Below are 20,506 nucleotides of genomic sequence, written 5' to 3' on the forward strand. Positions count from 1 at the left end.
CAGCAATGCCGAAGATGAAGACAAAGACCGCGGCCGCCAAGCGCGTTCGTGTGACGGGTTCCGGTAAGCTCATGCACGCTGGCTGCGGCATGCGCCACAACCTCGAGCACAAGTCCGCTCACAAGCGCCGCGAACTGAAGCGCGACTCCGTTCTGCCGACGTCGCAGGCCAAGAAGATGAAGGGCCTGCTGGGCTGAGACCGGCAAGTCGAGATCGTTTCAAGAAAGAAAGCTGAGGAACAACAATGGCACGTGTCAAGCGCGCAGTGAACGCCCACAAGAAGCGTCGTACAGTTCTCGAAAGGGCCTCGGGCTACCGTGGCCAGCGTTCCCGCCTGTACCGCAAGGCGAAGGAACAGCTGCTGCACTCCTTCAACTACAACTACCGTGACCGCAAGGCGCGCAAGGGCGACTTCCGCAAGCTGTGGATCCAGCGCATCAACATCGCCGTGCGTAACGAGGGCATCACCTACAACCGCTTCATCCAGGGCCTGCGCCTCGCCGGCATCGAGCTCGACCGCCGTGCGCTCGCCGACCTCGCCGTGAACGATCCGGATACGTTTAAGACGATCGTCGAGCAGGCGAAGGCCGCGCTGCCCGAGGACGTCAACGCTCCGGTCGCCGCCTGAGCCGACGGACGAGTGACGTTCCGTCCGCCCGATGGCGGATCGGGGCATCGCCCACAGAGATGACACACCGATATATCGGTGGTGAAGAGCCGAACCCAGCCCTGTGCCGGGTTCGGCTCTTCGTATCGGTGGTAGTCAGTGGTAGTCGATGGTAGTCAAGTGGTTGAAGCCAATCACATACTGCCGTGTTGGATGCTGTAGATGGCAGTCGGTGGTTGAGGTCAATCATGGACTGCCGTTGCGGGCGCTGTAGATGGTGGTCGGTGGTTGAAGTCAATCATGGACCGCCGCGTCTGCTACGGACTGCCGTGGTAGACGCGGCGGTGGCAGATGTAGTAGTAGATATATGTAGATATATATGGTATCGGCGGATAGATGACGACCGGGCGTACGCGGATCGGAGGGCGAAGGAGGATGGGGATGGCGAATGGGCTGCGGATGGCGGAATCGAAGTTCCTTGCGACGATCGACGTCGAACGCGGACTCGCGAAAGCCACCGTCGAAGCCTATGAACGCGATCTCGACCGCTATCTGCTGTGGCTTGACAGGCACGGCGTCGACGACGCGCGCGCGATCACGTCGCTGCACGTCGAGGCGTTCATGCAGTCGCTCGCTATCGACGGGCAAAGCTCGGCGACCCGCGCGCGGCATTTGGCGAGCGTGCACATGTTCCACCGGTTCATGCTCGGCGAGCATCTCGTCGACGACGACATCTCGCAGCAGGTGAAGGCGCCGAAGGCCGGGTCGGCGCTGCCGGACGTCCTCGACGTCGACGAGGTCACCGCACTGCTCAAGGCGGCGCGCCCTGCAAGCACGGACGACGCGGCCGGACTGCGCGACGACGCGCTGCTCGAGTTCATGTACGCGACCGGCTGCCGCGTCAGCGAAGCCGTCGGCACGAATCTCGACGATTTCGACTTCGACGAGCAGGTCGTGCGCCTGACCGGCAAAGGCGACAAGCAGCGGCTCGTGCCCTTCGGCGACTATGCGCGCGACGCGCTGACCGACTACTTGAAGTACGGCCGCACGCCGTTGCAGGAACGCGCGAAGAGTGCGCCGGAACTGCGCGCGACCTTCCTCAATCTGCGCGGGCGTCGCCTGTCGCGGCAGTCGGTGTGGGAGATCATCCGCCGCGCAGGCGAACGTGCACATATCACGCGTCCGTTGCACCCGCACACGCTGCGGCATTCGTTCGCGACACACCTCATCCAGGGCGGCGCGGATGTGCGTACCGTGCAGGAGCTGCTCGGGCACGCGTCGGTCAAGACGACGCAGATCTACACGCATATCAGCCCCGAAGCGCTCATCGAAACGTATATCACCGCTCATCCACGCGCCAAATAGCCGATTGCGGTGCGTACGAAGCGGTACACTGAACATTTAGTAAAGACAGGACGTCACCGATGCGCCGGCGGCGTCGGCACATGCATGACCTGATAAAGTGAGCGGTATGCCTACGGATTTGCTTGGACGAGAATACGAGACCTTCCCGGTACCCGAGCCGTTGCAGCAGCACGGTCCGGCGCGGGTCATCGCCATGTGCAACCAGAAGGGCGGCGTAGGCAAGACGACGAGCTCGATCAACATCGCCGGCGCGCTCGCACAGTACGGCAGGCGCGTGCTCATCGTCGACTTCGACCCGCAAGGCGCGGCGACGGTGGGGCTCGGCATCAACGCGAACGTGCTCGACAACACGATCTACACGGCGTTGTTCGACCCGAAGGTCGACGTGCACGACATCATCCAGCCGACGAAGTTCGCCGGACTCGACATCATCCCGGCGAACATCGACCTGTCGGCCGCCGAAGTGCAGCTCGTGACCGAAGTGGGACGCGAGCAGATCCTCGCGAGCGTGCTGCGTCCGGTCATCAAGGAGTACGACGCGATCATCATCGACTGCCAGCCGTCGCTCGGTCTGCTCACCGTCAACGCGCTGACGGCGGCGGACGGCGTCATCATCCCGGTGGCTGCCGAGTTTTTCGCGTTGCGCGGCGTGGCGCTGCTCATGCAGTCGATCGAGAAGGTGCAGGCGCGCATCAACCCCGGGCTCGAGGTCTTCGGCGTGCTCGTGACGATGTACACGCATACGCTGCACTGCGACGAGGTCGTGCAGCGCATCTACGAGGCCTTCGGCGACAAGGTGTTCCATTCGGTCATCTCACGCTCGATCAAGCTGCCCGACGCGAACGTCGCGGCAGCGCCGATCACCTATTACGCGCACAACCACAAGACGGCGCGCGAATACCGGGAGGTCGCGCGCGAGCTCATCGCGAAGGGGATCATCGCGTAAGCGGCTGCGGTCGCGGCGGCCTCGGCGGCTGTTACCTCGGCGACATGCAGGCCCCGTGCCCACGAGACGATCGCGGGCGCGGGGCCTGCGTTCGTGTATGGGGAGTGCAGGGGAGCACCGATCATCGTGGACCACTATATGGTCAGCACTTATAGTCATGTTGACTATAAGTGCTATGCTGACGATGACACAACGCGGATGGCGATTCGTTCGCCGCGTAGATGGAAACCGCACATGCGAATCGCATATGGCAGACCGCGTGCGGCAACGACGGTGGAGGAGCGTGGACGATGGGCATCGGCAATGTCAGCGAACGCCGCGACGAGGCGCCCCAGGTGGGCGTCACCTCGGTCATCCTCGCCCTCGGCCCGGCCGACGACGGCGAACGCCGCCGGCTGTGGCTGCCGCTCGTGCGCCGCGTGCGCGAGCCGTTTCGCGGCGCGTGGGCGCTGCCGGGCGGCCCGCTCAAGGCGGGTCGTTCGCTCGAACGTTCCGCCTACGAGACGCTCGCCTCGACAACCGACCTGCATCCGGGCTACCTCGAGCAGCTGTACACCTTCGGCGACCCCGAGCGTTCGCGCGGGGGAGTGCCGATGGTCTCGATCTGCTACTGGGCGCTCGTTGGGCAGGTGGATGTCGCTTCGCTCGAGCCGCGGCACAACGTGGCGTGGTTCGCCGAGGACGCGCTTCCCGAACTCGCCTTCGACCATCGCCGCATCGTCGACTATGCGATCTGGCGGCTGCGGCATCGTCTCGACATGCCCAAGGTCGTGCGCGAGCTCGTCGGCGAGACCTTCACGCTGCGCGAACTGCACGCCGTGAGCGAGGCAATTGAAGGACATCCGGTCGATCTGGCCAACTTCCGCCGACGCACGCTCGCATCGGGGATGCTCGAGGAAACCGGCGAACGTCGCCGCGTCGGCCGTCAGCGTCCGGCCGCGCTCTACCGTTTCCGTGCCGACGCCGATGCGCCGGCGGATGACGCGCTGCCGCAGGGCTTCGATGCCGGCGAACTGTCGAGGATCGTCGATGCATCGCCGACGGCAGACGATGCCGGCGCGCGCGACCATCTGGGCGCGCTCGCGGCGCTGACGACCGCCGCGCGGCCGTGAGCGCGGGCGTGTGCCAGACGACAGCCGCCGAACCACCGCAGCCGTCACATCAATCATCGAATGAACCATTCGAACCACCACAATCACAATCACAATCACAATCAACGCAGCCCATGGGAGGTACCAATGACCGCTGCAGAACGACCAATCGGCGTGTCCTCGCGCGGCGCGAACACGCAGCCGCCGCGTGAACGCGTCGCGAACGAAAGCGAACCGCTCACGCGCAACGAACGTCTCGACAGGCTTCCGTTCAACCGCGCACACCGCAAGCTGCTCGTCGCCTCCGGCATCGGCTGGGCGTTCGACGCGATGGATGTCGGCCTCGTCTCCTTCGTCGTCGCCGCAATCGCCGCCGACCCCCACTTCAACCTCGACGCTGTGCAGAAGTCGTGGGTGCTGTCGATCGGCTTCATCGGCATGGCGATCGGCGCCGCGCTCGGCGGCTGGTTCGCCGACCGTTGGGGACGCAAGACCGTGTTCACGGCGACGATGATCGTCTTCGGCGTCGCCAACGGCGCGATGGCGTTCTCGTGGACGCTCGCGATGCTGCTCGCCGCGCGCTTCGTCATCGGCCTCGGCCTCGGCGCAGAACTGCCGGTCGCCTCGACGCTCGTCTCCGAGTTCTCGCCGGCAAAACAGCGCGGCCGCATCACCGTGCTGCTCGAATCGTTCTGGGCCGTCGGCTGGATCATCGCGGCCGCAATCGGCTACTTCGTCATCCCGAACACCGGCGATTGGGGCTGGCGTTGGGCGCTGCTCATCGGCGCGCTGCCGCTGCTCTACGCGATCGTCGCACGCCGCCAGTTGCCCGAGTCGGTCCGTTTCCTTGAGGCGCAGGGCCGCGACGAGGACGCCGAGCGTTCGGTGCGCTACTTCGAATCGGCGAGCGGCGTCGAGCCGGTCGCGAGCCGCAAGGCCGTCAAACTGCCGAAGATCCGCACGCGCGAGCTGTTCGGCCGCAAGTACCTCGGCGTGACGGTGGCGATCTGGGCCACGTGGTTCTTCGTCAACTTCTCGTATTACGGCGCGTTCACATGGATGCCGAGCCTGCTCGCCGACCAGTTCGGCTCGCTGACGAAGTCCTTCGGCTACACGTTGGCGATTTCGCTCGCGCAGCTGCCGGGCTACTTCCTCGCCGCGTGGCTCGTCGAACGCTGGGGCAGGCGTCGCACGCTGAGCGTGTTCCTCGCCGTCTCCGCGCTTGCCGCGTTCCTGTTCTCGCGTTCGGCGAACGTGACGCAGGTGCTCGCCTTCGGTATGCTGCTGTCGGCGTCGAATCTCGGCGCGTGGGGCGTGCTCTACGCGGTCACGCCGGAGATCTACCCGACGCGTCTGCGCGGCGCGGCCTCGGGCGCCGCGGCCGCCTGCGGCCGTGTGGCGGCGATCATCGCGCCGCTGCTTGTGCCGTGGTTCCTGTCGATGGCCGGCGGTGACAAGTCGGTCGCCTTCGTCGTCTTCGCCGTCGCCTTCGTGCTGGCCTGCGTCGCCGCGCTCTTCCTGCCGGAGAAGACCGGCGCGACACTCGACGACTGATCAGCGCATATGCCGGGGTCCCCGACGTCCCGAGCCATCCACATCTTTGGGCGGCCGATGGGATGTCGGGGACCCTTGTGCGTCCGCGGTGGGTGCCGAGTGCGCCATATGCGTCCATGACGGCGCCGTGTCAGCATCGTCGCGTACCATGTTGATGGTTTGTGTACGAATGGTGAACTTGATCAGGGTTCGGCACGGTTACGCAGGAAATCAATGGTTTTTAGGAGAAAACATTCATGGCGGTTCGCGGCGATATTCGTAATGTGGCAATTGTGGCTCACGTCGACCACGGCAAGACCACGCTCGTCAACGCAATGCTTCAGCAGTCCCATGTATTCAACGAACGCGAGGAAGTTCCCGATCGTGTGATGGATTCCAACGACCTCGAGCGTGAGAAGGGCATCACGATCCTCGCGAAGAACACGGCCGTGCAGTACACCGGCCCGCTCGCCGAGAAGTACGGCCATCCCGAAGGCATCACGATCAACGTCATCGACACCCCGGGCCACGCCGACTTCGGCGGCGAGGTCGAACGCGGCATCTCGATGGTCGACGGTGTCGTACTGCTCGTCGACGCCTCCGAAGGCCCGCTGCCTCAGACCCGTTTCGTGCTGCGCAAGGCGCTCGAGGCGAAGCTGCCGGTCATCCTGTGCGTCAACAAGGTCGACCGTCCCGACGCGCGCATCGACGAGGTCGTCGGCGAAGCCTCCGATCTGCTGCTCGGCCTCGCGCAGGACGTCATCGAGGAAGGCGTCGACCTCGACCTCGACTCGCTGCTCGACCTGCCGGTCATCTACTGCGCCGCGAAGGCTGGCTATGCGTCGACCGACGAGCCGGCGAACGGCCAGCTGCCGAACAACGACAACCTCGAGCCGCTCTTCGAATCGATCATCAAGAACATCCCGGCTCCGGAATACGATCCGGACGCACCGCTGCAGGCCCACGTCGCGAACATCGATTCCTCCGACTTCCTCGGCCGTCTCGGTCTCGTGCGCATCTACAACGGCAACCTCGAGAAGGGCAAGACCTACGGCTTGTCGCGCGTCGACGGCTCGATCGAGAACTTCCGCGTCTCCGAGCTGCTGCGCACGCAGGGCCTCGACCGTCTGCCAGTCGAGTCGGCGGGCCCCGGCGACATCGTCGCCGTCGCTGGCGTCAACGACATCATGATCGGCGAGACGATCGTCGACCCGAACGATCCGCGCCCGCTGCCGCTCATCCACGTCGACGACCCGGCGATCTCGATGACCTTCGGCACGAACGATTCGCCACTTGCCGGCACCGAAGGCAAGGACCACAAGCTGACGGCCCGCATGATCAAGGACCGCCTCGACCGCGAGCTCATCGGCAACGTCTCGATCAAGGTGCTGCCGACCGATCGCCCGGACGCGTGGGAGGTGCAGGGCCGCGGCGAACTCGCGCTCGCCGTCCTCGCCGAGCAGATGCGCCGCGAAGGCTACGAGCTGACCGTTGGCCGTCCGCAGGTCGTCACGAAGACGATCGACGGACAGCTGTGCGAGCCGATGGAGTCGACGACGATCGACGTTCCGGAGGAGTACATGGGCACCGTCACGCAGTTGATGGCCGACCGCAAGGGCCGCATGGAATCGATGTCCAACCACGGCTCCGGCTGGATCCGCCTGCAGTTCACGGTGCCGTCGCGTGGCCTGATCGGCTTCCGCACGGCGCTGCTGAGCGCGACGCGCGGCACCGGTATCTCGTCGTCGCTTTCGGCAGGCTATGCGCCGTGGGCCGGCCAGATCGTCACCCGCCAGAACGGCTCGATGGTCTCCGACCGTCAGGGCGTCGCCACGCCGTACGCGATGCAGCGCCTTCAGGCGCGCGGCAACTTCTTTGTCGAGCCGCAGTCGCCGGTCTACGAAGGCCAGGTCGTCGGCGTCAACAACAAGCCCGACGAGCTCGACGTCAACATCACGCTCGCCAAGCACATGACGAACATGCGTTCGGCGACCGCCGACGTCCTCGAGACGCTGACGCCGCCGATCAAGATGAGCCTCGAGGAGTCGCTCGACTTCGCGAACGAGGACGAGTGCGTCGAGGTCACGCCGGAGTCGATCCGCATCCGCAAGATCATCCTCAACCGCGAGGATTGGTACAAGTGGCGCGCCAAGCAGCGTCGCGCGAACAACAACGCGCAGAACGCGAAGTGATTCGTCGCTGACGACACAGTCGACTCAACGCAGCCGGGTCCGCACATCGAGCGCGGGCTCGGCTGCGTTTTCATTGGCTGCAGTGCATCGGCCGCCGCCTGCCCCTCGTCTTCGCGCGGTCCGCCTACACTGGGTGGCTATGAGCAGCTCCGACTCCAATCCGACGGCCATGCATGCCACGGTGCCGGATTCCACAATCCCGAATGCCGCCGTGCGCCGCCCCGCGCCCCACCGTTCCGATGTGCCGTGGAGCCACCGGTGCAACGTCTTCGTGCGCTGCCTCATCACGCTGCTGAGCGCCATTGCTGCCGGTGCGCTCGGCACGCTCGCGCACCGCATGGGCGCGTCGTCGAACATCCCCTACGGTCTCGTGCTCGCGTTCATCCTCATCGGCGCCTCCGCATGGTGCGCGCGCTCGCGCGGCGGCGTCCTCGGCTTGGCGCTGCATCTGAGCGTCTCCTATCTGACCGTCTGGTGGCTTGCGATGCCCGGCCCCGGCGGCGACCTGATGCTGCCGATCGGCTTCCATTCGACGACGATGCCATGGTGGTCGCAGCATGTGGGCTACATCTGGCTCTACGGTTCGCTCATCGTTCAGGTGCTGCTGCTCGTCTGCCCGGCGCGCTGGTTCCGCATCGGCGGAAAGGATGAGTGATGGGCACGCGGCGACTGTACTATCTCGGTCCGGAAGGCACCTTCACGCATCAGGCGGCGCTTGAGGCGGCACGACTGCTCGGCGGCGACGTCACGCCCGAACCGCTTGCCGACGCCGCCTCGATCGTGCGCGCCGTCGGTGAGGGGAGCGGCTGGGGCGTCATCGCTTGGGAGAACAACGTCGAAGGCTACGTCGTGCCGAATCTCGACATGCTCATCGACGCCGCCGACGTCGCCGGTTTTGCGCGCGTCGGCGTCGACGTGACCTTCTGCGCATTCGTCACGCAAGCCACCTACGACGAGGCGATGCGCTCGCGCGCCGATGGCGAATCCGAACTCGACGCCGTGTGCCGCATGTGCACGAGCGCGTCGGCGCATCCGCACGGATTGGCGCAATGCCGCCGTTTTACGCAGTCGCATCGGTTGCGCGAAGTGCCGGCGGCGTCGAACGCGGCCGCCTGTCGCGACCTCATCGACGGTCGCATCGCCTTCGGTCCCGAGATCTGCGGACGGCTGTACGGACTGCGCCGCGTCGCGCGCCATGTTGAGGACTTCCACGGTGCGCGCACCGAATTCCTCGTCATCGCGCGCCGCGACGACGCGCGCGCCGAACTCGACGCCGCATGCGCGCGCGGCGTCGCCGAATTCGAATCGATTCTCACGTTCATTCCGTTGGCGACCGGTCCGGGCGTCCTCGCCGACGCGCTCGACGCGATCCGCGACGCCGGACTTAACATGACGAGCTTCATCTCGCGGCCGATCAAAGGCCACGACGGCACCTACAGCTTCATCGCGACGCTCGACGCAGCGCCGTGGGAGCCGCGCTTCCACGCGCTGCTCGTCGAAATCATCGAACACGGCGATTGGATCAAGACGCTCGCCGTCTATCCGCGCCGCGAGCGGCCGCATCCGCCAGTGGACGAGTGGATGCTTCCGCAAGGCGGGGTACGATGCACTATGGAGACCAACGCCATCGAGACCAACGGGGCATCGTCTGCTCTTGCAAGCGATGATGCGACGATGCGAAAGGAACTGCTGTGGTAGAAGAGGTAGCCGTCGAGGTGACGGACGCGACGATCGAGGAGACCGCGACGATGCCGGCGATCGGCCCGGAGGGCATCGAATGCCCGCGGCACATCGCGATTGTCGGACTTGGACTGATCGGCGGTTCGCTCGCGCTGCGCCTGCGTTCGGCGGGCGTGTGGGTGAGCGCGTGGAACCACCGTCCGCACCCGTACGCGGCTGCGCGCGCCGCCGGAATCGACTGCAAGGACAGTCTCGAAGAGCTCGTCGCTGAGCATCCGGACGTCGTCGTGCTGTGCAATCCGCTCGTCGCGATGCCGAAGATCCTCGAGACGATCAAGCCGATCATCGACCCGACGCGCACGACGCTCACCGATGTCGGCTCCGTCAAGGGACTCGTGCGCGAGCAGGTGCATGCCGCTGGCATCACCGATTGCTACGTTGGCGCCCATCCGATGACTGGCAACGAACGTTCCGGCTGGGCGGCGGCCGATCCGTCGATCTTCGACAACGCGCTGTGGGCGCTCACCTACGACCATCACACCGATTACGCGCGCATCGTGCAGGTCGCCGGCATGATCACGCGCGGCCTGCGCAACACGATGATCGTCGTCGACGACGAGACGCACGACCGCGCCGCCTCACTGATCTCGCACATGCCGCACGTCGTCTCGACGGCGCTCATCAACGAGCTGACCGACAACCCCGACCGCAATATCGCGGCGGCGCTGTCCGCGGGCTCATGGCGCGACATGACGCGCGTCGCATTGACCGATCCGCAGCGCACGGCGGCGATGATCGTCGAGAACGCCGGCAACGTCGAGACGCTGCTGCGCAGCATGGCGCGTCGTCTCGAATCCTTCGCCGACGCGCTGCATGACGACGACAAGGCCGCGCTGCACCGTTTCTTCACCGAAGGCCAGCCGTACCGCGACTACAAGGCGAAGCAGCGTGAGGCGGCCGTCACCGGCGAGACGCAGACGGTGTTCACGACACTGAAGGTCAGCGCCGACGACTGGCGCGCCGACTTGCTCGCGTCGGCGAAGCGCGGCGAGCACATCGTGCGGTTCACCTCCGGCCACCACGCGCTCGCCGAACGCCAGTTCATCATCTGATTGCGAACGCCAGTTCATCATCCGATTGATTGTCTGACTGGACGTTCCGGCACCGGTTTGAGGATCGCGATCTGCTCGGGGCGAATGCTGACGTCCTGCGCCGGCCGCGATCCGTTCGCGGCCGCGTCGCGCGTCAGCTCGAGCGTCGTACCGTCCCATGAGCGGACATGGCCGACGACGTCGCGGTACTGCATGCGTCCGGTGTGTTCGTCGATCCCCGCGTACAGTCGCACGACGACGCGCGCGCCTGCGGGGATATGCTCGGGAAGTCTCATCATCATGCGCCTTTCGTGCAGAACCCTGCAGAACAGGGGAGTGGAGGGCTGAAGGCCCGACTATCACGTGGATTGTAGACGCCGTCGTCGGCAACGGGCAGGGCCCGGTTTCCGTATCGATACGGAAACCGGGCCCTGCGTTGTTCGGATCGCGGAGTCGTGCGCTCACTCGCTCGCGACGGCGTTGAGCACCGGCTGCTTGAGCGCGCGCCGCGCCGGCGAGATGCTCGCGACGAGACCGACGAGGATCGCGACGACGAGGAACAGCACAAGCTGATCCCACGGGATCGCCAACGTCGTCAGACCCTGCGATTCGTAGGCGGCACGGATGACGACGCCCGCCGCGACGCCGACGATGATGCCGACGATCGTGCCGAAGACCGACAGGATGACCGCCTCGATCGCAAGCATGCCGCGCACCTGTCCGTTCGACGTGCCGATCGCGCGCAGCAGGCCGATCTCCTTCGTGCGTTCGGACACGTTGAGCGCGAGCGTGTTGACAATGCCGAAGATCGCGATGACGATCGACAGCGCGAGCAGCGCGTAGATGATCGCAAGCATCGAGTTGATCATCGAGCTCATCGACGACTTGAACTCGTCGCGCGTGAGCACCGAGACCGTGTAGAACGGCTTCACGGTCTTCTTCAGATCCTCGCCGAGCTGCTTGACGTCCGCGCCGGGCTTGGCCTGCAGATACATCTGCGTGACCATCATCATGTCCTTGTCGGTGAGCGTTTCGGCTGTCGGCAGCGAGATGAAGATGCTGTCCGAATACAGCGAGTCGTCGATGATCGCGCCGATCGTGATCTGCGCCTTCTTCGTCTCGGTCTTCATCTTGACGAACTGCTTCGGATCGACGTTCTGCGCTTGCTTGACGACGTTCTCGGCTTCCTTCGCCTTGGCCTGGGCACCTGCGACGTCTCCGGCGGCCGCAAGACGCTGCGCTTCGGTCTGCAACGCCGTCGCCTGCTTCTCGATCTGCTGCTGGTACGCCTCGGACGCCTGCTTCGTGGCTTCCTCATCGACCGATGTGTTCTTCGATTCGAGGTCGACCGTGTCGCCGATCGTCCAGTGTTCGTCATCGGCGACCGTCCGACCGATCGCGGCCTCGCCTCGCTCGATCGCCTGCGCGGCGTCGCCTTCCTGGGATTCGATCGGCGCGATCTTCGTGAGCAGATCGGTCTTGATCGCTGCCGTCATGACGTCCTTCTTGGCGTTCGTCGCCGTCACCGTCGGCAGCATGTACACGGCCGACGAAGCGCCGACGCCCTTGGTGTTTTCGATCGCGTCGACGGCCTTCGCGGAAATCGGCTGCGTCATGCTCGCCGTCATCGCCACATAGTCGGCGTTCACGTTGTTGTCGACGAGGTTGCTCACCGACGTCTTCATCGAGGAGGCGACGACGCCGAGGCAGCTGACGATTGCGACGCCGACGAAGAGCGCGGCCGCCGTGTTCGCCGTGCGTCGCTTCGCGCGTCCGATGTTGCGTGTTGCGAGCTTGCCGGTGACCGGGAACAGCTTCGTCGGGATCCAGCCGAGCACGTGCGCCGACGGTGTGACGAAGGCCGGCGCGCACACGATCGCGCCGATGATGATGAACGCCGCGCCGAGGCCGAGCGTCCAGCCGGAGCCCATGTCCTTGAGCCACGCCCAGTCGACGCGCTTGTCGGCGTCGAGATAGCACAGCGTCCACCATGCGGCACCGATGACGACCATCGCAATGCCGATCCAGCCGCGGGCCTTGACCGGCTTTTCCGGATTGACGGTCTCGTTCATCGCCTGGATCGGAGGAGCGGTCGCGGCCGTCTTCGCCGGCAGCGTCGCGCCGGCGATCGTCACGACGACGCCGACGATCAGGCCGATGACGACGTCGGTCGCCGACGGGGCGGGCGATCCGGACAGCGGCATGCCGCTGCTCGTCATGCCCTTGGCGATCAGTTCAAGCAGACCCCAGCCGAGCAGCACGCCGATGCCGGAGCCGACGAGGCCGAGGATGACGGCCTGGATGAGGACGCTCGCGAAGACCTGCGTCGGTGAGGCACCGACCGATCGCAGCAGCGCGTAGCCGCGCATCGATTCGCGCACGATCATCGTGAAGGTGTTCGCGATGATGAACGCGCCGACGAACAGTGCGATCGCCGCGAAGATGAGAATCAGCGGCTGGATGAAGCCGAGCTGGTCCTGAATGCTCTTCGTCGCGTCGTCGCGCACCGAATCGCCGGTCACGGCATGCGCGTCGGCGCTCTTCGGCAGCTCCTTGTTGATGCGGTCAGCGAGCTGCTGCTGCGCCGCCTCGTCGAGCGGCGTCGTCTTGTCGCCGTAGACGCCGATGAACTGGACGCTCGATGTGTCCTCGCCCTCCTGCTGCAGCGTATGCTCGACGAAGCTCGGGCGCGCGAGGATCAGGATCGCGCCGAGCTGCGTCGACGGCGATGTGAAGACGCCCGAGACTTTCATCTTGTGCGCCTCGCCGTCGATGACGACCGTCGCCGTGTCGCCGGTCCTGAGTCCGGCCTTGTTCGCGGTGTCCTCGAGCAGCGCGATCTGGTCATCGCTCTTCGCGTAACCGCCGGAGACGAAATGCACCGAGCGCCACGGGTCGTCGGTGTCGACGCCGATGACGAGCGTCGGCGCGCCGACCGTCGTCATCGCGTCGCCGTTGCGGTCGAGCAGCACGACGTTGCTCAGCTGGTGCGTCGCGTCGGCGCTGACGACGCCGTCGACCTTCTCGATGTCGGCGATGACGTCGGTGCTGATCTCGTTGTAGGTGCTGTTGTAGCTGGTGACGCTGCCTCCGTTTTCCTTCTTCTGCTCGGTCGCGCCGCGCACATAGACGTCGGCGTCCGAGTTCGAGCCCATCATCTGCGCGACCTGGTCGTTGAGCATCTCGCGGAAGCAGAACGAGCCGACGACGAACGCGACGCCGAGCGCGATCGCGATGATCGACATGATGAAACGGCGGAAATGCGCCTTCGTGTCTCTGAGTCCGATCTTGAACATCGTTGGCTCAGCCCTCCTTGACGGCTGCGGATTCGACGTTGACCGGGCCGTTGTCCGGATCGTCGTGTTCGGCGAAGACGGCGAGGATCTCGTCGTAGGTCGGGTGGTCCATGTCCTGCGTGATCGAACCGTCGGAGAGCACGAGCACGCGGTCGGCGAAGCTCGCGGCGCGCGGGTCGTGCGTCACCATGACGATCGACTGGCCGTAGTCGCGCACGCACTGGCGCAGGAACTCGAGCACCTCGCGGCTCGAACGCGAATCGAGGTTGCCGGTCGGCTCATCGGCGAAGATGACTGACGGGCGTTCCATCATCGCGCGGGCGCAGGCGACGCGCTGTTGCTGGCCGCCGGAGAGCTGGCTCGGACGATGATCGAGGCGGTTTTTCAGGCCGACGACGGAGACGACCTTGTTGAACCAGTTGCGGTCGATCGGGCGGTGCGCGATCTGTAGCGGCAGCAGGATGTTCTCCTCGGCCGTCAGCGTCGGCACGAGGTTGAAGGACTGGAAGATGAAGCCGATCTCCTTGCGGCGCAGCTGCGTGAGCTGCTTCTGGTTCATTGACGAGACCTCGAGCTCCTCGACGAAGACCTCGCCGCTCGTCGGCACGTCGAGACCGGCCATGCAGTGCATCAGCGTCGATTTGCCGGAACCTGACGGGCCCATGATCGCCGTGAGCTCGCCACGGCGGAAGTCGACGCTGACGTGGTCGAGCGCCGTCACCTGGCTGTCAGTGTCGCCGTAGGTCTTGACCAGATCGACCGCCTTCGCGACGATCGGGTCGGTCTTCTCCATGGTGTCGCCTGTGGATTTCCTGTTCATGTGAACCTTTCGCGTATGTATGTGATTGCGCATGGACGCGCAGTGCGCGGGACATGCGCCTGATGTCGTTACCCGATACCCAATCATCCGCCGCTTCGCCTGCGCGAAGCCATGACCGCCGTCACCTTCGGCGTTGCCGGATCGGCGTCGCATGTGACAGCGGTCACAATCGCGCCGATGTGCGGATCTGCACAACCGAAGCGTAGCGTGTCGGCGGGCGTCGGGTGCGGGAATGTCCATTTTCCCTGGGATTCCCACGTTCCCGATTCGCCGCCGCCGTGGCCACGTCGCGGTCGCACTCCCTACTATCGGTGATATCGTCGCCGCCGTCCGCCAGCTTATGGTTGCAACCCGCTCGAACGACGGCAACCATTGGTTGCATCGGCGTCGTTCCAACGATTTCGCGATGCCTGCGTTGTCATTGCGCGGCCAATGCGTCGCCGTTGCTTGTCTCACGATGCGAGACCGGAGGGCGCCGCCGGGCGCCATGCAACCGTTGTGTCACCGCTGTGCAGCGGCCGTACCTTTTGCGCACAGCCGACATGCGAATGATGGCGGGGGTTGTTAGCTGCTGACTGATTGGTTTGCTTTAACGTATTTCTGAGTACTATACTGTAGTTATGCGAGTAAAGGAATGGGCTAAGCTGGAAGGCTTGAATGTTCAGACGGTATGGCGTTGGTGCCGTAGCGGGAACATGCCTGTCCCTTTCACGCGCACGAAGTCGGGTGCGGTGCTTATCCACGACCCGAAATACGAATCTGACAACACCCGCGAACCCATCGCGGAGGGACGCACGGTCTGCTATGCGCGCGTGAGTTCCGCCGACCAGAAAACAGATTTGCAACGTCAGGCAGACCGTCTGAAAGCGTTCGCCGTCGCAATGGGTGTCACGGACGCCGAAGTGGTGACGGAGACGGGTTCCGGCATGAACGGTTCACGTCGCAAGCTCAACAAGGTTCTGGCCGACCCGACTATTGGCACGATAGTCGTTGAGCATCGTGACCGTCTGGTACGCATGGACTTCCAGCTAATCCAGTCCGCTCTCGAAGCGCAGGACAGGCGTATCGTCGTTGTGGACGATACGGAGATGGATGATGACTTGGTGTGTGACATGACCGAAGCGCTCACCTCGTTCTGCGCCCGTCTGTACGGCAAGCGCGCGGCGAAGCATCGCGCCATGAAAGCGTTGGAAGCGGCGGGTGAGAACGATGCTTAAGGGAATCGACGTGGCGCTCGATCCGACGCCGACGCAGGAACGTCTCATGCGTCAGCATGCGGGCGCTGCACGATTCGCCTACAATGCGGCGTTGGCTCACATCAAGGCTTGTCTTGACCGCCATGAGAAAACGGGATGGTCGTACTACGGTCTGCGCCGCTGGTGGAACGGCAACAAGGACGTTCTTGCCCCGTGGTGGAAGGAAAACAGCAAGGAAGCGTACAACACCGGACTGGAAGCGCTGTCCAATGGGCTGACGAACTGGTGGAAGTCCAAGACCGGACAGCGCAAAGGCCGTCGCGTGGGGTTCCCGAAGTTCAAGAAACGCACCAAGGCCAAGCGTCGGTTCACGTACACGACCGGAGTTTTCGGCATCATCGAAGGCGACCCATACGGGTTGAAGCTGCCGCGCATCGGCCGTGTGCATTGCATGGAGAACATGCTCCTGCGCACGAAAGGCGGGAAGGTCACTCGCATGACCGTCTCCTACCACGGCAACCGCTGGCACGCCGCACTCACCGTTGACGTGTCTGAAACCGTTGCTCCACGGCGGAAGCCGGAAGGTTCCGTCGGCGTCGATTTGGGCATCAAGACGCTTGCCACGATGTCGGACGGCACCGTGGAATGCAATGAGCGTTTCCTGCGCAAGGCGCAGGACATGCTGCGCCACGAACATCGCGCACTGTCTCGCAAACAGTACGGCTCGAACCGTTACCGGAAGCAGCAGTCACGGCTGGGCAGGGTCGAGAACCATGTGGCGAACCAGCGTCGGGACAGGCTCGACAAGCTCACCACACGTCTCGCCAACACGTATGCGGACATCCACATCGAGGACTTGAACGTGCAGGGCATGATGGGCAACCACAAGCTCGCCAAAGACATCGCGGACGCCGCATTCGGCACCATTCGCACCATGCTCACCTACAAGACCGCGCAGACGGGTTCACGGCTGCATATCATCGACCATTGGTATCCAAGTTCCAAGACGTGCTCGAACTGCGGGGCGGTAAAAGCCACACTGTCCCTCAACGAACGAACATATCATTGCGAACATTGCGGATACACGATTGACCGCGACCTTAACGCGGCAATCAACATCAAGAATCACGTCGCCCCGAGTGCCGAGGAGACGGTAAACGCACGCGGAGGGAATGTAAGACGCGACAGCCCACGGGTTGCCGTGCGAAACCCTGTGAAACGTGAACCAAGCAGCAGCGACCGTTGCGTAGGACTTGGAGTTTCCGCTGGCAACGGCGGAATGCTAACTAAAACAAACTAGTTAGCAACGGCGATAGAGTCTGAACGATACAGTGGACTCACATTTACAGTGGACTCACATGTACAGTGGTCGCACATCGTTGGCGGCACAGGCGGCATGAACAGGGGAGCGGACGATGGCGGATGCGCGACGCATGATCGAGGAATACGTCGACTACTTGCGCGGCGCGAGGGGACTGAGCGAGCACACGGTGGCCGCATACCGCGGTGATCTGCTCGGCTGCATCGCCATCCTCGAATCGGGAGGCACGACCGAGCTCGATAACGTGACGCTCGATGACCTGCGCATGTGGATGGCGCAGGAGTCGAAGCAGGTCGCCAAAAGCAGTCTCGCGCGCAAGACGATCGCCGTGCGCGGATTCTTCGCCTGGGCGCATCGGCGCGGACGGATCGCCCATGACCCGGCGGCCTCGTTGCGCACGCCGAAACTGCCGAAGACGCTGCCGGCCGTGCTCAACGAGACGCAGGCCGAAGCGCTGATGGACAAGGCGGACGCGGAGCCGGCCGACACGGACGATCCGCATCGTCGGGCGCTCGCGCTGCGCGACTGTGCGATGCTCGAAATGCTCTACGCGACCGGCATCCGCGTCGCCGAACTCGTGTCGATGGATCTGGACGACGTGCGCTACGGCAACCGCACGATCACCGTCACCGGCAAAGGGAACAAGCAGCGCGTCGTGCCCTTCGGAGCGCCGGCGCAGCATGCGCTCGAACGGTGGACGTCGCAGGGCAGACCCGTGCTGGCGAACGAGCGTTCGGGGAGTGCGCTGTTCCTCGGCGCGCGCGGAGGCCGCGTCGACCAGCGCGTCGTGCGCGCCGTCGTGCACCGCGAGGCGGCGCGCGCCGGCGTGCCCGACATCTCGCCGCACGCGCTGCGCCACAGCGCGGCGACGCATATGCTCGACGGCGGCGCCGACCTGCGCGAGGTGCAGGAGATGCTCGGCCACGCGTCGCTGCAGACGACGCAGCGGTACACGCACGTCTCGATCGAGCAGCTCAAGGCGCGATACGCGCAGGCTTTCCCGCGCGCATGAGCAAGGATTTCACGTAGTGAGAACGATTGCCGGACATCGTTGGCAATGTGACACCCTGCGTTGCAAACGCTCGCATCGGCATGGCAATCGATATACGTAAGGAACCGATTCGCCATATGCATTGAGGTGACGGCGTTTCCTGACGGAACCGCCAGCCGTGCATGCCGCCATGTGCGCCGGCGGAACGGCGAATGCGGGCGTCGGTGATGACAGCGTTATCGGTTTCGGTGGTTGCATGGCTGTGGCACAATGGGAAGTTAATCGGCGATGGGGTCGGAACTTGAAACGGTTTCGACCCCATCGTTTTCGGCGGCGGGAACCGCCGAACGACTGCAAGGAAAAGGAGTGATCCCATGAAGAAGAAGGCAATCGCCGTCGTCGCAGGTGCCTGCGCGCTCGGCATGCTGCTCGCCGGCTGCGGTGGATCGGGTGATTCGAACGCCAGCGGCAACGTCATCACCGCGTTCAACTCGGAACCGCAGAACGCGCTGATTCCGGGCGACACGAACGAGACCGGCGGCGGCAAGGTCGGCCAGCTGCTCTTCGCGAACCTCGTGCGCTACGACTCGAAGGGCGACACGAAGATGGAGGTGGCCGATTCGATCGAGCCGAACAAGGACGCGACCCAGTACACCGTCAAGCTCAAGGACGGCTGGAAGTTCACCGACGGCACGCCGGTGACGGCCGAATCCTTCACGAAGTCGTGGAGCTACACGGCCAATGCGAAGAACGCGCAGAAGTGCTCGTCGTTCTTCAGCATGATCAAGGGCTATGACGACCTGCAGAAGGACGGCCTCAAGGGTGACGAACAGCTCTCTGGCCTCAAGGTCGTTGACGACAAGACCTTCACCGTGGACCTGACCCAGCCGGATTCGGTCTTCCCGACGAAGGTCGGCTATCTGGCCTTCGCGCCGCTGCCGGAGTCCTTCTACAAGGATCCGAAGGCCTTCGGTGAGAAGCCGGTCGGCAACGGTATGTACAAGCTCGACAAGTGGGACCACAACTCGCAGATCGTGCTGACGAAGAACGCCGACTACAAGGGCGACGAGAAGCCGAAGAACGACGGCGTCACCTTCAAGATCTACACGTCCTCCGACTCCGCCTACGCCGACGTGCAGGCCGGCAACCTCGACGTGATGGACACCGTTCCGGCCTCCGACACGAAGACCTTCGAGAAGGATCCGTCGGTCGAAGCCTACAACAAGGCCGGATCGGTCATCCAGACCTTCACGATCCCGGCGGGCATGAAGCATTGGGAGACCAACACGAAGGAAGGCCAGCTGCGTCGCCAGGCGCTGTCGATGGCCATCGACCGCGAGCAGATCGTCAGCAAGGTGCTCAACGGCGTCGGCACGCCGGCCACCGATTTCACGGCGCCGGTCATCCCGGGCTATTCGAAGGACCTCAAGAACGGCAAGTACCTCAAGGCCAATCCGACCGAGGCCAAGAAGCTGTGGGCACAGGCCGAGGCCATCTCCACGTGGGACGGCACGCTCACCTTCTCGTTCAACGCCGATGGCGGCGCGCAGCCGATCTACGACGCGATCGTCAACCAGGTGAAGAACAACCTCGGCATCAAGGCCGCGACGAACCCGATGCCGACCTTCCAGGAGTTCCGCAACGCGGTCTCCGAGCGCAAGATCGACGGTGCGTTCCGCACCGGTTGGCAGCCCGACTACCCGTCGGCCGAGAACTACCTGTACCAGCTCTATGATTCGGACGCGGCCGACGGCCACGGCTCGAACGACGGCGACTACAAGAACGCCGATGTCGACGAGCTGCTGAGCAAGGCAGCCGCCGCGACGGACAGCGACGAGCAGATCGACCTCTACCATCAGACCGAGGAGATCCTGCTCGAACAGCTGCCGGCCATTCCGCTGTACTACTCGAACGCCAACGGCGTTGCCGCCAAGGGCGTCAAGGGCTTCGAGATGGATTGGCAGAACCAGCCGATCTACGCGAACATGACGAAGTAAGCCGGCTGGCGGTGGCCGCCTGATCCATGGACGGTCACCAGCACAGACGACGTCACCAGCACAGACGACATCGATGTCATTGACGTCATCTCCGTCATCGACGACGAAGGGCTCCGGAACCACCGTGGTTCCGGAGCCCTTCGTCGTCGATGACGTCGCTCAGATCGGCGGCGTCATGCGCCTGCGCCCCTCAGTCCTGCCGCGTCTCCTCGGCGGTCTCGGACTCGTCATCGAAGAACTCGATGCGGACGGTCACGGTCGGCTGATCATGCATACGCCCCCCTTTCCGGTCATTTTTGATGTAAATGTATAGTTTAGCAATATAAATCCATCGTTTTTCGTCGCGCTCACAGTGTGGGACGTGGTGCGGCGCCACGCAT

General features: G+C 64.3%; 19 protein-coding genes. 15 read left to right on the forward strand and 4 right to left on the reverse strand.

What is annotated here, in order from left to right; genetic code table 11:
* The first annotated feature begins 5 nt into the window (after positions 1 to 5).
* The 6 genes from rpmI to CGZ88_RS00645 all read left to right on the forward strand — a co-directional run bounded on the left by rpmI (position 6) and on the right by CGZ88_RS00645 (position 5,563).
* Entirely contained in the window at positions 6 to 197 is a 192-nt protein-coding gene (gene rpmI, locus CGZ88_RS00620; RefSeq protein ID WP_026645144.1) for a 50S ribosomal protein L35, read from the forward strand.
* A 47-nt stretch (positions 198 to 244) separates the two neighbouring features.
* Positions 245 to 628 carry a 50S ribosomal protein L20 gene (gene rplT, locus CGZ88_RS00625; RefSeq protein ID WP_026645143.1) on the forward strand — a complete coding sequence of 128 codons (384 nt, stop codon included), beginning with the start codon at positions 245 to 247 and terminating at the stop codon, positions 626 to 628.
* 420 nt (positions 629 to 1,048) lie between these two features.
* A complete protein-coding gene (gene xerD / locus CGZ88_RS00630) occupies positions 1,049 to 1,972 on the forward strand; it encodes a site-specific tyrosine recombinase XerD (protein ID WP_026645142.1) in 924 nt (307 codons plus the stop codon).
* 106 nt (positions 1,973 to 2,078) lie between these two features.
* The gene (locus CGZ88_RS00635; RefSeq protein WP_026645141.1) at positions 2,079 to 2,918 is read left to right on the forward strand and encodes a ParA family protein; all 840 of its coding nucleotides are present in this window, start codon (positions 2,079 to 2,081) and stop codon (positions 2,916 to 2,918) included.
* Positions 2,919 to 3,208: 290 nt separating this feature from the next.
* A complete protein-coding gene (locus tag CGZ88_RS00640; RefSeq protein ID WP_026645140.1) occupies positions 3,209 to 4,030 on the forward strand; it encodes an NUDIX hydrolase in 822 nt (273 codons plus the stop codon).
* Positions 4,031 to 4,156: 126 nt separating this feature from the next.
* On the forward strand, positions 4,157 to 5,563 hold the full coding sequence (locus tag CGZ88_RS00645; RefSeq protein ID WP_026645139.1) for an MFS transporter: 1,407 nt from the start codon (positions 4,157 to 4,159) through the stop codon (positions 5,561 to 5,563).
* Positions 5,564 to 5,745: 182 nt separating this feature from the next.
* Here the strand turns inward: CGZ88_RS00645 and CGZ88_RS09060 are convergent, their stop codons facing one another.
* Positions 5,746 to 5,895 carry a hypothetical protein gene (locus CGZ88_RS09060; RefSeq protein ID WP_231371443.1) on the reverse strand — a complete coding sequence of 50 codons (150 nt, stop codon included), beginning with the start codon at positions 5,893 to 5,895 and terminating at the stop codon, positions 5,746 to 5,748.
* Between CGZ88_RS09060 and typA the strand changes: the two genes are divergently transcribed.
* The 4 genes from typA to CGZ88_RS00670 all read left to right on the forward strand — a co-directional run bounded on the left by typA (position 5,836) and on the right by CGZ88_RS00670 (position 10,526).
* Positions 5,836 to 7,734 (forward strand): translational GTPase TypA, encoded by a 1,899-nt coding sequence (typA, locus tag CGZ88_RS00650; RefSeq protein WP_231371441.1) that lies wholly within the window; start codon positions 5,836 to 5,838, stop codon positions 7,732 to 7,734. The two genes, CGZ88_RS09060 and typA, sit on opposite strands and share 60 nt — an antisense overlap.
* A 139-nt stretch (positions 7,735 to 7,873) precedes the next feature.
* Positions 7,874 to 8,389, forward strand: coding sequence for an alcohol dehydrogenase (locus tag CGZ88_RS00655; protein ID WP_243390019.1), 516 nt, complete (start codon positions 7,874 to 7,876; stop codon positions 8,387 to 8,389).
* Positions 8,389 to 9,432: a prephenate dehydratase gene (locus CGZ88_RS00660; protein WP_101670858.1), complete on the forward strand. Its 1,044-nt coding sequence runs from the start codon at positions 8,389 to 8,391 to the stop codon at positions 9,430 to 9,432. Before CGZ88_RS00655 ends, CGZ88_RS00660 begins: the two co-directional genes overlap by 1 nt.
* A gap of 50 nt (positions 9,433 to 9,482) precedes the next feature.
* Positions 9,483 to 10,526, forward strand: a complete 1,044-nt coding sequence (locus CGZ88_RS00670) for a prephenate dehydrogenase (protein ID WP_051198643.1) — start codon at positions 9,483 to 9,485, stop codon at positions 10,524 to 10,526.
* Between the two features lie 17 nt (positions 10,527 to 10,543).
* Here CGZ88_RS00670 and CGZ88_RS00675 read toward each other — a convergent pair whose 3' ends face one another.
* The 3 genes from CGZ88_RS00675 to CGZ88_RS00685 all read right to left on the reverse strand — a co-directional run bounded on the left by CGZ88_RS00675 (position 10,544) and on the right by CGZ88_RS00685 (position 14,621).
* Positions 10,544 to 10,801 carry a DUF6725 family protein gene (locus CGZ88_RS00675; protein ID WP_101671092.1) on the reverse strand — a complete coding sequence of 86 codons (258 nt, stop codon included), beginning with the start codon at positions 10,799 to 10,801 and terminating at the stop codon, positions 10,544 to 10,546.
* A gap of 165 nt (positions 10,802 to 10,966) precedes the next feature.
* Entirely contained in the window at positions 10,967 to 13,801 is a 2,835-nt protein-coding gene (locus tag CGZ88_RS00680) for an ABC transporter permease (protein WP_101670859.1), read from the reverse strand.
* Positions 13,802 to 13,808: 7 nt separating this feature from the next.
* Positions 13,809 to 14,621: an ABC transporter ATP-binding protein gene (locus CGZ88_RS00685; RefSeq protein ID WP_034523765.1), complete on the reverse strand. Its 813-nt coding sequence runs from the start codon at positions 14,619 to 14,621 to the stop codon at positions 13,809 to 13,811.
* Positions 14,622 to 15,241: 620 nt separating this feature from the next.
* On the opposite strand from CGZ88_RS00685, the gene CGZ88_RS00690 reads away from it, so the two are divergent.
* The 5 genes from CGZ88_RS00690 (at position 15,242) to CGZ88_RS08805 (ending at position 20,439) form a co-directional block, all read left to right on the forward strand.
* Complete coding sequence (locus CGZ88_RS00690; protein WP_026645131.1) at positions 15,242 to 15,838, forward strand: IS607 family transposase; 597 nt, start codon at positions 15,242 to 15,244, stop codon at positions 15,836 to 15,838.
* Positions 15,831 to 17,117, forward strand: coding sequence for an IS607 family element RNA-guided endonuclease TnpB (gene tnpB / locus CGZ88_RS00695; protein ID WP_101670860.1), 1,287 nt, complete (start codon positions 15,831 to 15,833; stop codon positions 17,115 to 17,117). The genes CGZ88_RS00690 and tnpB overlap by 8 nt, the downstream gene beginning before the upstream one ends.
* A gap of 115 nt (positions 17,118 to 17,232) precedes the next feature.
* Positions 17,233 to 18,150: a tyrosine recombinase XerC gene (locus tag CGZ88_RS00700; RefSeq protein ID WP_101670861.1), complete on the forward strand. Its 918-nt coding sequence runs from the start codon at positions 17,233 to 17,235 to the stop codon at positions 18,148 to 18,150.
* 353 nt (positions 18,151 to 18,503) lie between these two features.
* Positions 18,504 to 20,126 (forward strand): peptide ABC transporter substrate-binding protein, encoded by a 1,623-nt coding sequence (locus tag CGZ88_RS00705; RefSeq protein WP_101670862.1) that lies wholly within the window; start codon positions 18,504 to 18,506, stop codon positions 20,124 to 20,126.
* Between the two features lie 73 nt (positions 20,127 to 20,199).
* Positions 20,200 to 20,439, forward strand: coding sequence for a hypothetical protein (locus CGZ88_RS08805; protein ID WP_133120865.1), 240 nt, complete (start codon positions 20,200 to 20,202; stop codon positions 20,437 to 20,439).
* Positions 20,440 to 20,506 lie beyond the last annotated feature (67 nt).

The organism is Bifidobacterium anseris (assembly GCF_002860345.1).
Classification (GTDB): Bacteria; Actinomycetota; Actinomycetes; order Actinomycetales; family Bifidobacteriaceae; genus Bifidobacterium; species Bifidobacterium anseris.